12 protein-coding genes are annotated in these 15,927 nt (G+C 58.1%); 2 read left to right on the plus strand and 10 right to left on the minus strand.

The features are described from left to right. Nucleotides 1-1,025: 1,025 nt before the first annotated feature. The 4 genes from DSC91_RS36850 to DSC91_RS36865 all read right to left on the minus strand — a co-directional run bounded on the left by DSC91_RS36850 (nt 1,026) and on the right by DSC91_RS36865 (nt 6,614). A complete protein-coding gene (locus DSC91_RS36850) occupies nt 1,026-2,477 on the minus strand; it encodes an NAD-dependent succinate-semialdehyde dehydrogenase (protein ID WP_115783716.1) in 1,452 nt (483 codons plus the stop codon). Between the two features lie 414 nt (nt 2,478-2,891). After that, nucleotides 2,892-3,821 (minus strand): ABC transporter permease, encoded by a 930-nt coding sequence (locus DSC91_RS36855; RefSeq protein ID WP_115783717.1) that lies wholly within the window; start codon nt 3,819-3,821, stop codon nt 2,892-2,894. A 49-nt stretch (nt 3,822-3,870) separates the two neighbouring features. Continuing rightward, nucleotides 3,871-4,977, minus strand: coding sequence for an ABC transporter permease (locus tag DSC91_RS36860; protein ID WP_115783718.1), 1,107 nt, complete (start codon nt 4,975-4,977; stop codon nt 3,871-3,873). A gap of 11 nt (nt 4,978-4,988) precedes the next feature. Next, a complete protein-coding gene (locus DSC91_RS36865; RefSeq protein WP_115783719.1) occupies nt 4,989-6,614 on the minus strand; it encodes an ABC transporter ATP-binding protein in 1,626 nt (541 codons plus the stop codon). A gap of 1,681 nt (nt 6,615-8,295) precedes the next feature. On the opposite strand from DSC91_RS36865, the gene DSC91_RS36870 reads away from it, so the two are divergent. Then, the gene (locus DSC91_RS36870; RefSeq protein ID WP_115783720.1) at nt 8,296-8,958 is read left to right on the plus strand and encodes a cupin domain-containing protein; all 663 of its coding nucleotides are present in this window, start codon (nt 8,296-8,298) and stop codon (nt 8,956-8,958) included. Between the two features lie 48 nt (nt 8,959-9,006). Here DSC91_RS36870 and DSC91_RS37775 read toward each other — a convergent pair whose 3' ends face one another. The 6 genes from DSC91_RS37775 to DSC91_RS36900 all read right to left on the minus strand — a co-directional run bounded on the left by DSC91_RS37775 (nt 9,007) and on the right by DSC91_RS36900 (nt 15,210). Next, nucleotides 9,007-9,279, minus strand: a complete 273-nt coding sequence (locus DSC91_RS37775) for a porin family protein (RefSeq protein WP_162831542.1) — start codon at nt 9,277-9,279, stop codon at nt 9,007-9,009. Between the two features lie 509 nt (nt 9,280-9,788). After that, entirely contained in the window at nt 9,789-10,586 is a 798-nt protein-coding gene (locus DSC91_RS36880) for an ABC transporter permease (protein WP_115783722.1), read from the minus strand. A gap of 1 nt (nt 10,587) precedes the next feature. Further along, complete coding sequence (locus tag DSC91_RS36885; RefSeq protein ID WP_244218040.1) at nt 10,588-11,742, minus strand: ABC transporter permease; 1,155 nt, start codon at nt 11,740-11,742, stop codon at nt 10,588-10,590. 107 nt (nt 11,743-11,849) lie between these two features. Next, the gene (locus DSC91_RS36890; RefSeq protein WP_115783723.1) at nt 11,850-12,914 is read right to left on the minus strand and encodes an ABC transporter ATP-binding protein; all 1,065 of its coding nucleotides are present in this window, start codon (nt 12,912-12,914) and stop codon (nt 11,850-11,852) included. A 91-nt stretch (nt 12,915-13,005) separates the two neighbouring features. Further along, the gene (locus tag DSC91_RS36895) at nt 13,006-14,019 is read right to left on the minus strand and encodes an ABC transporter substrate-binding protein (protein ID WP_229758337.1); all 1,014 of its coding nucleotides are present in this window, start codon (nt 14,017-14,019) and stop codon (nt 13,006-13,008) included. 285 nt (nt 14,020-14,304) lie between these two features. After that, a complete protein-coding gene (locus tag DSC91_RS36900) occupies nt 14,305-15,210 on the minus strand; it encodes a LysR family transcriptional regulator (protein ID WP_115783725.1) in 906 nt (301 codons plus the stop codon). Between the two features lie 104 nt (nt 15,211-15,314). On the opposite strand from DSC91_RS36900, the gene DSC91_RS36905 reads away from it, so the two are divergent. Further along, nucleotides 15,315-15,866 (plus strand): 2,4'-dihydroxyacetophenone dioxygenase family protein, encoded by a 552-nt coding sequence (locus DSC91_RS36905; protein WP_115783726.1) that lies wholly within the window; start codon nt 15,315-15,317, stop codon nt 15,864-15,866. Nucleotides 15,867-15,927: the final 61 nt, after the last annotated feature.

Here is a 15,927-nt window from a genome sequence, read left to right on the forward strand (position 1 = left end):
TGTCTTATTCATCTCGTTTGCGCAACTTGTTTGGGCTCCTTAAGGTCGTAGCTCAAAGTGACAGCAGCAGCCTTCAAGTCGGCAGGCCCGACACTGAGGGTATGCCCTCTAGCCGCCCCCTGCTCCTGAAGTTTCAGGATATCGTACGTTTGCCTTGCAGCAGTATCCCCATCGATTGCAAGTTACATAGAATCTCTAAATGCTAATTGGTGTAGTCTACTTTTCGCAAGAGATGCACTGATACTCTACAACGCTCCATCTCCCGTCATCTCTCCGCCCAACTCCGACAACCTCGCTGACCTCGTTCGATGCGTATCCGTCACGAAATGCCGTCTGGAAGTAAGAACCGAATTCAGACCGATCGGGCAGACGGCTTTGCGGTGGATAGACAATCCGGCTTGTCACTTATGTTCTGCCACGAGTCGGACCAACGCGGCGTCGGGCCTCCTTCATCGCGCTAATAAATTGCCCTTCGCTCATCGTCGCGTTTGCAATAGGATAAAGTCCGATATAGGCGCCCCGGTAGTCCCCTCTATCAATAGCTTCTAACCATCGGATGGCAAACTCGTCGGCACTTTCCTTTGGATAGTGTTTGTTTGCACGATTCACGAGTGGCTTTCTGGCCGATCCGAAGCCAATAGTCTTGCTGCCGTCGTTGCGGCGCGACTGATACCCTTTCTCCTCGGGTCGCATACGGGCGACATCAACCGCTACATACAAGAGAAGTGATGCAGCTATTGCGATTGGCCATGTAGAGCGATTCCTCGCTACTACTTTCCCCTTGTCTTGTTAGATTCAGAACAAACCGACAAGACTAAACTAGGCTAAGAACAGATCTGTGCGTCAGCCCGGCCGCATCCTTTAGTCGCACAGCGAGGTCGAAGGTTGTCTCATGGGGCGGAGCTTCTTTCCTCGTCCGATCAGATAGTCCACCCGACCGCAACGGCGCATACCAAGATGCTGTGTCTCACGACACTTGCGTTACTATGAAATCAACTTTAGAAAAGATGACGGTCGTTCGCTGTTCAGAGATTCCCGAAGCAAACGTATTTCGCCTCCAGATAGGCCTCAATCCCGGAATGTGCGCCTTCACGCCCCATGCCCGACTCTTTGATGCCGCCGAACGGTGCGGCTTCATTGAACACCAAGCTATCGTTTACTCCAACCACTCCACATTCCAGCGCTTCCATTACCCGAAACGCGCGATTAATGTCCGTCGTATAAAAATACGCAGCGAGTCCGGTGCGCGTGTCATTCGCCAGTGCAATAACTTGTGTCTCGTCCTTAAACCGGAGGACGCTTGCAACGGGCCCGAAGATCTCGTCGCCGCAGACGCTCATGGTGGGTTCCACGTCCATGAGCACCGTCGGCCGAAAGAAGTTAGAGCCCGCGACTAACCGTGAACCGCCCGTCGCAATTGTTGCGCCTGCCATGACCGCATCATCAACGAGCTTTTCAAGGTGCACCACCGCATCATTGCTGATGAGTGGACCGATCTGTGAGTCTTCGGCGAACCCGTCACCTACACGAAGCACGGCAACCTTCGCCACGAGCTTACCTACAAAGGTTTCATACACATCCTCGTGAACGAAGAATCGAGGTGCGCACATGGCAGCCTGGCCTGAGTGCCGAAAACGCGCATCCAATGCACCTTTGACCGCCAGGTCGATATCCGCATCAGCAAACACGATGAAAGGACAATTTGCGCCCAACTCTAGCGATACCTTCTTCAAAGTGGGCGAACACAATCCCATCAACCGCTTGCCATCTGCAACCGAACCAGTGAACGACACCTTTCTAACCTCAGGACTCGCCGCCAACGCGCCCTCAATGAGCTCTTTTTCACCTGTGAGCACCGACAGCACTCCGCGCGGCAAACCGGCACACTCGGCAAGCACACCAAGCGCGATTGCAGAGAACGGTGTTTGAGGGTCAGGAGAATGGATCACGGTGCAGCCTGCCGCGAGCGCCGCGCCAACTCGCCTCGCAGTCATCGACGACGGAAACGTCCACGAGGTGATCGCGCCGCAAACGCCGATCGGCTGATGTAGAACGCGGATACGCTGATTACGGCGCGGAGCAGGAATATTGTCGCCATAAATTCTGCGTGCTTCTTCTGCGAACCACTCGAGGTAGTTGGCGGCCTGAGTGACCTCCGCTCGTGCTTCATGAAGCGGCTTTCCCTGCTCCGAGCACAGAATCCAAGCGAGGTCCTCCCGATGGCTATCAACCATGCGCGCCCACGCTTTCAGGACGGAAGCGCGCTCGCGACTGCTCCAATCCCGCCAATCCTGCAACGCAGCGTTCGCGCGAGCGATTGCTAGGTGTACCTGCTCGGTCGTAACTTGCGGCACCGAGCCGATGATCTCAGCTGTCGACGGATTCGTGACAGAAATCCTCGGAAGATCAGTGTGGTCGACCCAAATGCCACCTACATACGCCGACTGCTCGAAGAGATGTGGACACCTGAGGTTCATAGGTCACGTAAATCGGCTTCGCATTTGATCATCTTGACCCCCACGTTGAAGCACCCACCTTAGCACGCTCCTTCTCTCGCACACATATCCGAAAAAGCATTGAGACAATTCGCCTTGGCTTATCCCGATTACTCGCGTGGCTACTAACTCCCTGCCCCTCGACATAACTATCCAGTCCTCGTGTCCAACCTCATTTTCTGGCGAGATCATGCCTGCCATGCATGGGCCGCGGGAAGCTAAACGAATGCTAGTGTCGGCGAACTGCTGTGGGTGGAAAAAACCGTGCGTTTGCGCTCCCCGGCATCGGATATATGCCGCTCGCGTTAGATGTAGGATGCGGGATCGACAATGGTGCGGACACGTTCTGGCGCGCATTCGAGGCGGCTAATCGATTCCGTCCTGACACGGATACGATCACCCTGCGCTGAAAAAGGACGTGCCGAGCGACGCCGGCGCATTCAGGCGGATCGTGTTCGGATTGCGCGAGATCATCACCAGCACCACGACCGTCGCGACATACGGCAGCATCGCGAGGAATTGGGTCGGCACCGGCACGCCGATCGCCTGCGCGTAGAACTGCAGCCCAGTCACCGCGCCGAACAGCAGCGCGCCGATCAGCAGACGCCCTGGCCGCCACGTTGAAAACACGACCAGTGCGAGCGCGATCCAGCCGCGGCCCGAGGTGAGCTGCTCCTGCCAAAGGTGCAGATTGACGATCGAGTAATAACCGCCTGCGAGCCCGGCCATGCCGCCGCCGAAGGCCACGGCCCCGTAACGCACACCGACCACCCGAAAGCCCACCGAACGCGCGACCTGTGGCGATTCGCCGACCGAGCGCAGCACAAGGCCCGCACGCGTGCGGTACAGGAACCAGCCGATCACGGCGAACATCAGGAACGCGAGGTAATCCAGCGGCGTCATGCTGAACAGCGCCGGCCCGAGCACCGGAATCTTCGAAAGGCCGGGAATGGTCCACCTGTCGATGGTCGCGCGCACGGCGGCCGACGTGTAGGGCTTGCCGACATACGCCGAGAGGCCGATGCCGAAGATCGTCAGCGAGAGGCCCGTGGCGACCTGGTTGGCGAGCATGGTCAGCGTGAGAAACGCGAATAGCAGCGACATGGCGAGACCGGCGCCGATCGCGGCAACCACGCCGAGCCACGGGTTGCCGGTAATCACCGTGACGGCGTAGCCCGTTACCGCGCCCATCAGCATCATGCCTTCGACGCCGAGGTTGAGGACGCCCGATTTTTCGGCGACGAGTTCGCCCGCGCCGGCGAACATCAGCGGAATTGCGGCGGTGACGGCGCTCGAGGCGAGCGAGCTGGCTTGTTGAATGTCCATATAGATCCGGCGGGAATTGGTAAGCGATGAGCGAATGAGGGTGATCTGCTCAGTGAACCTGTGCGGTCAGGGAACGGCGGCGCACGCGGTAGTTCACGAACAGGTCGGCACCCAGCAGGCAGAACAGCAACAGCCCCTGGAACACACCGGACAGCGCCTGCGGCAGTTGCATCGAGGTCTGCACGGCTTCGCCGCCGAGATACAGCAGCGCCATCAGCAGACTCGCAAGCACGATGCCCAGCGGATGCAGCCGCCCCACGAACACGACGATGATCGCGGTGAAGCCGTATCCCGGCGACCACGTCGCCTGCAACTGGCCGATCGGACCGGCGATCTCCCCCATGCCGGCGAGGCCCGCGAGGCCGCCGCTGATCAGCAGCGAGGTCCAGATGGTTTTTTTATCGGAGAAACCGGCGTAGCGCGCGGCGAGCGGCGCGAGGCCACCGACGTTCATCCGGAAGCCGGCGAAGCTCTTGCGCATGAAGACCCACACGAGCGGGATCGCCACCAGCGTGACGAACACCGATGCGTTCAGTCGCGTGCCGCGCAGCCATTTCCAGTGCCAGTCGCCGGCGAAGGTCGGGTACAGCGCGTCGCCCGTGAACATCTCAGAGAGCGGGAAGTTCATGCCCTGCGGGTCGCGCCACGGGCCGCTCACCAGATAGATCAGCAGTTGCGTGGCGACATACGTGAGCATCAGGCTGACGAGAATCTCGTTGGTGTTGAAGCGGCTCTTGAGCAGCGCGGGAATCGCCGCCCACATCATCCCGCCCAGTACGCCGGCGATCATCATGGAAGGCAGGATCCACCAGCCGGTGGCCTGATCGAAATAGATCGCCACGCTGCTCGCGGCAATGCCGCCGAGCAGCATCTGCCCTTCGGCGCCGATGTTCCAGACGTTGGCGCGATAGCCGATCGCGAGGCCGAGCCCGATCAGGCACAACGGCGAGGCCTTGAGCAGCAGCTCGGACCAGCCGTTCACGCTGGACAGCGGTTCGATGAAAAACGCGTGCATGGCCTGCAGCGGATCGCGGCCCACGAGGCTGAAGATCAGAAAGCCGATCGCGAGCGTGAGCAACGCGGCGATCAGCGGCACGGCGAGCTGCATGGTGCGCGAGGGCGTCGTGCGGGCTTCGAGTCGATATGAAAAGATCACGTGTAAGCTCCTTAGGTGTGCAGTTGTATGTGACGTGAGGTAGTCAACTGTCCTTGTGACGTCGCAAGAGCACCCCCTTCTTCTCCGAATAGACCCGCCATCCACATTCCGATCTCTTCGGTACCGGTATCACTCTTCAATCGCACGGGCGAAAGTCGGCCACGAGCAAGCACCGCGATGCGATCGCAGATGTCGAACAACTCTTCCAACTCCTCCGAAATCACCAGAATCGCCACGCCGCGCGCGGACAGATCGAGCAACTGCTGGCGGATGAACGCCGATGCGCCGACGTCGACACCCCATGTGGGCTGCGCGACCACCAGCACCTTGGGCGCCTGCAGAATCTCGCGGCCCATGATGTATTTCTGCAGATTTCCGCCCGAGAGACTTTGCGCCAGCGCTTCGGAGCCGCCGCAACGCACGTCGAAAGCCTCGATGCAGCGCTTCGCGAATGCGCGCATCGCGCCGGCCTTGATCCAGCCCGAACTCACCATCTGCTGGCGATGCGCGGTGAGCAGCGCGTTTTCCGACAGCGTCATGGCCGGCACCGCGCCGCGGCCGAGACGCTCTTCCGGTACGAAGCCGAAGCCGAGCGCCCGCCGCCCGCCCGCGCCAAGGCGCCCTGCCGCCGAGCCGCAAATCGTGACCGCGTCGGCGCGCACGCCCCGCTTTTCACCCGACAGCGCCGATAGCAGTTCCGCCTGACCGTTGCCCGAGACGCCCGCGATACCGAAGATCTCGCCAGCATGCACGCCGAACGACACGTCACGCAGCGAGGTCCCGAACGGGTCGTCGCTCTCCACTGACAGTTCCTTCACAGCGAGCAGCACCGCGCCCGGATTGTGTTCACGCCGCGTGTAATCCGGCAATGAATGGCCGACCATCAATTGCGCGAGCGAGGCCTGGGTCTCGCCCTTCGGTTTCACATGGCCGGTCACGCGGCCGCTGCGCATGACCGTCGCGGTGTCGCACAGCTCCTGAATTTCGTCGAGCTTGTGGCTGATGTAGAGAATGCTGCAGCCTTCGGCGGCGAGGCGCCGCAGCGTTTCGAAGAGCTTGCGCACCGCCTGCGGCGTGAGCACCGAGGTCGGCTCGTCCATGATCAGGAGGCGCGGGTTCTGCAGCAGGCAGCGCACGATCTCGACGCGCTGCCGCTCGCCCACCGTCAGGCTATGCACGTGGCGCTGCGGGTCGATGTCAAGGCCGTAATCCGCCGAGACTTCGCGGATGCGTTTGGAGAGCGTTTTCAGGTCGAAGGGCTCGTCGAGTGCGAGCGCGATGTTTTCGCCGACCGTGAGCGTCTCGAACAGCGAAAAGTGCTGGAACACCATGCCGATGCCGCGCTTGCGCGCCGCTGCCGGACTGGCGATCTCGACCGAATCGCCTTCCCAGCGAATCTCGCCGGCGTCGGGCCGCACCGCGCCGTAGATGATTTTCATCAGCGTGCTTTTTCCGGCGCCGTTTTCGCCGAGCACCGCATGGATTTCGCCCGGCGCGACGATCAAATCGACATTCTCGTTCGCGCGGACTGCGGGGTATTGCTTTGTAATTCCTAACAATTCGATACGCGGCGCCAGAAGCAACCCGTCAACTAGGCGGACACTCCTGCTATCGCAAGAAAACGAAGAATCGGACATATCTTTCCTCACGGACACTTGGCAGCGTGGAACCTGCAATTGAGCGTTTGTTGCCAAATCACTTAATTAGTTATCCTATCTGACATGGGTTGGATCTATGAACCTTAGCTGCCAGCTTGATGTTGATGTATGCAACTTGGGCGCGGACAATGGCTCGTATTTGCAACGAAGACAGCTGCGTGGATCTCATATTGCTCAGTGACCGACATTCCGACAGTTGACGCAGCGCTCCCACACGGACAGCGGCACCTTGTCCTATCCGCGCCTCGGCAGATCCGCGTTCCTTCACCGGATCAAATCCACTGCCTATCCAGATCACCTCACCGGCAGGCTGGGCTACCACAGAGCAAGCGCCGAGTGCGAACGCACTCGGCCGTGCCGTTTTCCCTTACCGATCTGCACACTTGTTTGACACAACTTGGCAATTTCTGCTCGACGTCCTCGCCCAGCAATCTCAGGTATCGCAAGTGACAGCAGCGACGACGGTCTTTGAATGCGCCCATCACCTCCTCTCAGATGGAAATTGAATTGCTACATAAGAGACACCCACGTCATCTAGGGTAGATCCGGACTGCGGTTAATCGATGGGCTCGATGTAGCGCAACGCTGGTCTTTTAGTACGCCAGACTGGTATACCAAAATGTATAGCAAACAAACTGAACTGCCAAGCTTTTCAAAACTAGTGAAAGTACCTAGCGGAAATAGGACGAACAGAAGCGCGTGAAATGCTGAGCGCATCGATGAGGACCCGCAAACCTTGGCGTTGCAACTCAGATACGCAGCCAATGAAGCCGCCGCGGTCGTCAGCTTCATTGGACGACGGCGTGCCAATCGCAAGGCAAGGTTTGATAGCTCCCTAAAAGAAGCCGAACGAGAATTGGCGAACGTGCACGGTATGACAAATCGCTGGACACCGCGAGGTGCGTATCTGCTTACCCAGGAGTGTTTATCGAGCTAGTCCGCTAACGTGGGGCTCACCATCTGCCGCCCCTGCCGACGAGGTCGGAGCAGACTTCGATTCTGTTTCGTGGGAGAAGTCGTTACACGGCCCGTGCCGCCCTGCACTTTGTAATAAAGCGCCCGGCTGTGTTGGGGTCGTGCTCGGTTTCAATCGTCCCAGCTCCTTACTGGATGCTCACGCCAAAGACGGTGGCTGGTCAGGTGGGCCAGACGTGTAAATCCCTCGTCGACAATGCCGTGCAACGTGACAGCCCCCTGAGCTAGGGCGAAGACAGGGGCCGACAACGACAGCGTGAGAATAATGTTCTTCATCTTAGTTATACTAATTTATGTTCATTTTTGGAAGCAGCTGAGACCTCGGGGCGGCGAGAGCTAACAGTCAGATCCCGAACTGCCGTCCGCGCTCGACCTGACCGCTGATGCAATCGACGTCGACATAGTCGGCTGTCAAATTGAATACGTCAATAAAACCATACTCGCGGATCCTATTTAAGCCTGCGCAGGTCCGGCCGACGAAAGGCTGGTGTGCGTTGCCTGGCACGGACCACCGGGCAGGGGCTCCGACGTCGCTGGTGCTCAAACCATGCGCCTATGATGGCTGTTGGTAGGAAACCGCGTGGATGTTAAAATGGACAGATAATGTCGGGGTCAGATCGCCCCGCCGAGCCATACTGGGCGTCCGCCCGGACTGCGGCTCAGATTGAAACGGAGATGCAACAACATGCCCGGCCAAGCGATAGCGCTGAAACGCAAGAAAGCACCGGTGGCGCACGAAAAGGTCTCAAAGGCTGCGTCGAAGACGAGCGGCCCTGAACTGAGCGATGTCGGCTCCCAGCATCTGGACATTGGCTACCGCCTGAAAGAACTCCGAACGGCCCACCGCCTTAGCATTAGAGGTCTCGCCGAAGCTGCAGGTCTGACGCACAGCACCATCGCGCAAATTGAGGCCAACAAGGTGAGTCCGTCGATTAGCTCGATGAAGCGAATCCTCAACGTGCTGAATGTGCCGTTGAGCGAGTTCTTCGCTGAGGCAGAGACAAAGAGCGAAGAGAAGATTTTCTTCGCGGCAAAGGAGTTGGTAGAACTGGCCGATGGCAAGAAACTTTCGTACCGCCAGGTCGGCTCCAATCTCAAGGGCAAGGCAATCATGATGCTCCATGAGCGATATGCCCCCGGCGCCGACACAGGAGAAACGTATTCTCATGAAGCTGAGGAGTGTGGCGTCGTTGTAACCGGCAAGCTTATGATCGTGGTCGGTTCGCGTGAGCACTGTCTGAAGAAAGGCGAGGCCTACTACTTCGACAGCCGTCAGCCTCACCGCATGTACAACCCGTTCGACGAAGAGTGCGAAGTTATAAGCGCCGTTTCGCCGCCGACGTTTTAATCAAGGGCGCCACTGCCGCCCTTTGTCGCTGAACCGTGCCTCCAGCGGTTAGAACAGGTGCATCACCGCGACGCGAGCAGCAATCTGACTGCTGCTCGACGATGAACCCGCAGCGCCAGGGATTGCGGCAAAATCCAGCGCGCTGCCGGAAACCTGTCGATACACACCCTGCACGTAAAGGTCCGTGCGCTTCGAGAGCGAATAGTCGCACATCAGACCGACTGTAAGCCAGCTCGGGGCCGCAGAACCCGCCGCATTGCGACATGCCTCTTCGTGTACGTGTACATCGCCACCGCAGCCATCGCGGGCGTTGTCTGGCATCGGCCATTCACTTCGAAGTTATCGAACGAGAGAGAACTCAGCGCGCCAGTCGCCGGTGCGATCGAGTCCGGCAGATACTCGGTGCCGGTCGGCGAATCGAAACGAGCGTGTGACCCGACAACGCCAGCTCTCAGCTCGTCGTAGGTGTAGCTCTTTGACGTCAATATTGCTGGACATCCGGTTGTGCCTGGCTCACAACCACAAGGTCCAACATCTGGCTTTAGGCACACCGCCCTCTCTGTCGAGTGCACGCTCACAACCTATCGATAAATATAGATTGCTTACCTTAATTGCCGTGAGAGATGCCTCGGAATCACTCCCTGTGCGTGCGCGGTAAAGCAGGTTTGCGTGCGCACGTCTTTTCTCACACGGAAAAATTGTTTAATCACACCCGAGACGGGAAACCGGTTGCCCACTCGCTATCAGCAGGCGTGAAACCCGGACGGTAAACGAAAAGCGGGTGGATTGAGGCATCCCCAACCCACCCGTCTCGAATGACGCCCTACGACTTAGGCGCCCTTCAAGGCGGCTCCGCGTTGCAAACGCGCCTTGACCAGTGCAGTGACGCCAATCAAGGTCATCGTCCCAAGGATGAGGACGAACGCTGCTGCCGTGACAGCTGGCGTGACGTTTTCACGAAGACTCGAGAACATCTGCAGTGCAAGCGTCCACTGATTCGGACCCGCTACGAATAACGTGATGACCACTTCATCCAACGAAGTTGCGAACGCAAACACTGCGCCAGACACAATTCCGGGCATTGCAAGTGGCATCACGACGCGCACGAATATGCTCAGGGGCTTGGCGCCAAGACTGCTTGCCGCGCGCTCCAGCGCTGGATTAATTGCCGACAACGAGCCAAGCACGTTCACCAGCACGAAGGGCAGCGCAAGAACTGTATGAGCGGCGATGACACCGATGTAGGTGCTCGCGATGCCCATGCGTCCAAAAACAATCTGCGTACCAACACCAAGCACGACCGCAGGTACCACCATCGGCAGCAGAAACGCTGTTTTGACGGCTCCCGCGAACGGGAGCCGCTTACCGCGGAGCCCCAATGCCGCCATTGTTCCTAGCACGGTCGCGAGCAACGTCGAGCATGAGCCTATAATCAGACTGTTCACTATAGAGCGGTGCCAGGTATCGCTGGACATCAAGGTCTCGAACCACCGAAACGAGAACGCGTGAATCGGATAGGTCAGAAAGATATTCGAGGTGAATGCTAATGGCAGGATTGCCACGATGGGGCCGATAAGGAACACCATGATGACGACCGCCACGATAACGGAAACAATTTTACGCAGCATCTTAGTCACCCATTAGCGCGTTGGACTTCGACACGCGCGCATACGCCACGTACAGGACGAGCGTCGCGCAGAGAAGGATTAGGCCCAGTGCCGCTGCACGCCCCCAATCCGCAGTTCCTGTCGCGTAAAACGCGATAACCGAGCTAATCATCTGGTCGCCGGCCCCACCAACCAACGTCGGTGTGATGTAGTACCCAATCGCGGACATGAAGACGAGCAGCGCGCCGGACACGATCCCCGAAAAGATAAGCGGAAGCAGCACCTTGGTGAACGCGGTCAATGGCTTCGCGCCGAGCGACGATGCTGCGGGCATCAGATTCTTCGGAACAGCCTGGATTGCGCTGTACACCGGCAGCACCATAAACGGCAGCAGCACCTGGGACATGGCGAGCAATACACCCGTGCGGTTGTAAATCAGTTGCAATGGATGCGCGATAGCGCCAATCGCGACCAGCGTGTCATTCACCACACCATGGTCCTGCAGGATGACCACCCACGCTGCCGAACGAACCAGAAGGGAAGTCCACAGAGGGATGAGTACCATCGTGAGCATCAGATGCCTGCGCCAACCGGTGGCCTTGGCTGCGATTAGCGCATATGGCACACCAATCGCAACGCAGAGCAGAGTCACAAGGAACGAAACCAGAAACGTCCGACTGATAATGAGACGGTTCGCCGAGGTCCCGTCCGGAAGCGACTCGACATCCCCCGTAGCAGTGCGGTGCATGTCGACAGCAGCAAGCAGGTTGTTGTCAGTCAGGACATGCGAATCCCGCTTGATGGTCAGCCAGTACGTCGAATCTGACCAGCGGGGGTCGATTTCCATCAGCTTCAGCGACAACGCGTCACTGCCTTCTGCGTTCGAGACGGCGCGTTGTGTTTTGGCCATCAGGCTGCGAAATCCTGGAAGATCTGCGTTCAGCTGACGGACAGCGTCGCCAAACTTATCCTGATTGTCCGAGCCCCACGCCGCGTCCTTTAAAACAGCCTGTTCGATAACAGGCGAAACCCCCGACTTGCCATCCCACTTCGAGATGGCTTTGCTAGTTTGCGGAAGTCCGACCTTCACTGCGTCATTCACCACTGCAGCCTTCAGAACATTGAAGAGCGGGAGCGCAAAAAATACAAACAGGAAGACGGCCAACGGCAACACCAGCGCTACCGCCCTCAACTTTCCATCCCGATTAAGGCGGGCCAGCCATCCTGGACTGGATTCAACCAAAGGTACTGCCATGTACGCCTCTGCGTTTGCGTGAGCTTGCTTCATGGCGCCACCACCGCACATGCTTCAGGAGCGAAGTACACCTTTGTGGCCTGACCGACCTCAAAAGTGTGGATTGCGCCCGGCACACGAGCCGCGAGCGTCGTATCGCCGCTTTTCAAATGCACGCGCGTATGGTCACCCTGGAAAACCAGGTCCTCAATGGTCACAGACAATGCATTAGCGCCGGGCGCAACCTGCGAGAACGACAGGGCTTCCGGACGCACAGACAGCATGATGTCCGCACCCTGGCGGAATTTTGCGTCGCCGCGACCGAGTACCGTGGTGCCATCAGTTAGCTCGATGAGTGAGCCGTCGGAGTTCAATTGGGAAATTGAACCACTCATGAGGTTCGTTTCTCCAATGAACTGCGCAACGAATCGAGTCGACGGCTTCGAGTAAATAGTCTTCGGGTCGTCAATCTGCTCGATTTTCCCTGCGTTGAACACGGCAATCCGGTCCGACATCGTTATTGCCTCATTCTGGTCGTGCGTCACGAAGACAACGGTGAGTCCGAGCGACTTATGCAGGGAGCGCAGTTCCAGCTGCATGTGCTCCCGCAATTGCTTGTCCAACGCGCCAAGCGGCTCGTCCATCAGAACGACTTCGGGCTCAAAAACCAACGCCCGCGCAAGCGCGATACGTTGTTGTTGGCCACCCGACAGTTGCGCCGGTTTCCGCCCGGCCGCTGACGACAGCTGGACCATGTCCAATGCTCGCGCAACCTTCGCCTTGAGCTCGGACTTCGCCAGACCGCGCATCTTGAGTGGAAAGGCGATGTTGTCCGCAATGCTCATATGAGGAAACAACGCATAGCTTTGGAAAACGACACCCATGTTGCGCGCGTGAGGCGGTAGATGGTCAACGCGCTTGCCGTCAACGAGAATCTTGCCTCTGGTCGGCGACTCAAAGCCGGCAAGCATCATGAGCATCGTGGTCTTGCCTGAGCCGGACGGTCCGAGAAGGCTGACGAACTCGCCGCGGTTGATGTCCAGATTGAGACCGTCGATGACCTTAACGTCACCGTAGCTCTTGGAAACCGCGTCAAAACTGATGAATGCACTCACATAACCTCCAACCTGTCCCGTTACCGACTCATTTCGACTTTGCTTTGCTACGTTGAGGCGGAGTACCTTTGGGCTCTCCGCCCTTCTACATTTACTTCGCCAACCAGGCGTTGAAGCGTTGCGTCAACGGACCGATGTTGTCAGTCCAGAAATCGGCATCGAGAGGAACAGCCGATTTCATGTTTTCCGTCGCGGTCGGCAGCTCAGCTGCATACTGCGGCGGCACCAACGCCTGGGCTTTCGTGTTCGTCATACCGTAGGCGATGTATTGCGGGAGCTTTGCCTGGACGTCAGGCTTGCTCGCGTATGCGATGAACTTCATGGCGTCGGCCTTGTTCGGGGAGCCCTTCAGAATCACCCACGAATCGACAGCGTAGATGCTGCCCGGGAACACAAACTTGAAGTTCTTCTTCTCGCTGCGGTCAATACCGGTGATACGGCCGTTGTATGCCGCGGTCATCACGACCTGTCCGGAAGCAAGTAGTTGCAGCGAAGCAGCACCTGCGTCCCACCAGATGAGGTCGCCCTTAAGCTGGTCGAGTTTCTTGAACGCACGGTCGACACCTGCCGGCGTGCTCAGGACCTTGTAGACGTCCTTCGGGGCAACACCGTCCGCCATCAGCGCGAATTCGAGCGTGTACTTCGGACCCTTGCGCAGCGCTCGCTTGCCCGGGAATTTCTTCGTGTCCCAGAAGTCTGCCCAAGAAGTCGGAGCGGACTTGAGCACGTTGGCATCGTACGAAAGACCAGTGGACCAGACCATCGTGCCAACACCGCAATCGCTCACAGCGGTCGGGATGAAGCTCTTCTTGCCGCCAAGAGCCGTCCAGTCCAGCTTCTCGAACAGGCCGTCTGAGCACCCTTGACCGAGGTCCTCAGATTCAACTTCGACCACATCCCAGTTCGGCTCGCCTGCTTTGAGCTTTGCCTGGATGACGCCGATACCGCCGTCCCAGCTCTGGTCCAAGACAGGTTTGCCCAAGATTTGCTGGAAGGGTTTGAAGTTGATTTCGCGCTGGGCGTCCTGGAAATTGCCGCCCCACGAAACAACGGTCAGGTCTCGAGCCTGAGCGACAGAGACAGCGCTCAGGAGCGCGCCGGCCACACAACAACTCGTGAGCAGTTTGAGTTTTGATACCACGATTGAACCTCTAGGATGAAATGGTCGTCGCGCAACCTGATGGATGCGACCACAGCGAGGTGGTTTCTGTCGCATCTCACTCGATTGTCCGTTTCTTCGACCGGACGTTATAAACTCCGGTAGACCAGAATATTTGTCACCAAAACTCACCCGTCAAGTTTTAATTACACGTGGACGCAAAATCATCCATAGACACAACGTTCGGCATCAGGGTTACCACCTAAAATCTACGCGTTAACCCTGCAAACACTAGGCTCTGACCGATTTCCAAGGTTCGCTTCCCTCCTTGAAATTTTGCTCCATGAAGCTCAGGAAAGCGGACACACGGCGACTCAGATGCTTGTGTTTTTCGTAGAGTAGATAGAGCACTTCGTCCTCTTCATTCAGCTGCCCCTGCAGCACTTCTTCAACGGTGCCGGAGCGCAAATCACTGCTGAGGTGATACTCAGCAAGCCGCACGATGCCGGTGCCTGAACGCGCGAGTGCGAGCAGCATGTCTCCGTAATTAGCGCCGTACTGACGCCTCAACCCAGCGTCATCATCAACACTCAACGACTCTAGCCAGACGTTCCAAGGTGTGCGTTGCGTAAAGTTCAGCGTGACGTGGTCTCGCAATTCCTCCAGCGTCGATGGACGTCCGAATCGGCGCAGATACATCGGCGATGCACAGGCGAGCCACCGACTGGTGGCGAATCGCTTGGCGACCAGTGAGGTGTCGGGGAGATTTCCGCTCACAATCGCAACATCCAACTGTCGGTCGAGAAGCGTCCGCGTTTCGTTGCTGAGAGCGAACTCAATGCGGATTCCCGGATATTCGTGCTGGAACCTCGGCATCAGAGGCGCGAGCTGATAGATGCCAAAAGTCGGCAGACAGCCGATTCTCAGTGTCCCCGTGGGTGTTTGCGTGGCAGACGATTCCGCCTCCTGCAATGCGACCAGCGCGCGGCGCGCGGCTTCAAGAAAATTCACACCCTCCCGGGTCAAGGTAATGCCCTTCGAAGACCTGCGAAGCAGCGTGCTGCCGAGGCGCTCTTCGAGCCGCGTCATCGATTTGCTCACCCCAGAGGGCGTTAAATCAAGGCGTCTCGCGGCGCTCGAGAAATCCCCTGACTCGGCTACCTCGACGAATGCAGACAGCTCTGCAAATTTATCCATAGTTCACCTATGACTGACCGTCACAATCACCTTGATCGTAGGTGCCTCGACGTCTACCGAGCCGGACACTACAGTGACTACACCCCACATCAACGAGGCAAGCAATGTCCGACGAAATTTTTCGCGCGCCGGTGACGAAACCCGACCGCACCAAAGTCCCCTTTCAGTTACCGCAACCGGCAGGCGTCAAGCCGGAGGTCTACATCCACAACGCACTGGACCTCGACAGCGACGAAAACGAGTGGGTGTCCCAAGCGGAAGGCATCAGCTTCAAGCCCCTGCTGTTCGACGCAACCAGCGGTTATTTCGTCAACATCTTGCGCGTACGTAAAGCGGGCGTGCTCTCGCGCCATCGTCATAGCGGCACCGTTCACGCTTTCACTCTGCGCGGCCGCTGGCACTATCTTGAGCACGACTGGGTTGCCAAGGCCGGCGACTACGTGACCGAACCGCCCGGCGAAACGCACACCCTCGTTGTTCCCGATGACGTCGAAGAGATGATGACGCTCTTCCACGTGACGGGCGGCTACACTTACGTCGACCCGTACGGCACGACGCTCGCCGTCGAAGACGTGTTCACGAAAATCGAGCAAGCCCGTAAGCACTTTGAGAACATCGGGCTGGGCGCTGACTACGTCAACAAGTTCATCCGCTAACGAAGGGGTCATCGAGCCACGTTTCTTGACTCGACGCTGAAAAGGCGCAACCGGAAACGGA

The organism is Paraburkholderia caffeinilytica, from assembly GCF_003368325.1.
GTDB lineage: Bacteria > Pseudomonadota > Gammaproteobacteria > Burkholderiales > Burkholderiaceae > Paraburkholderia > Paraburkholderia caffeinilytica.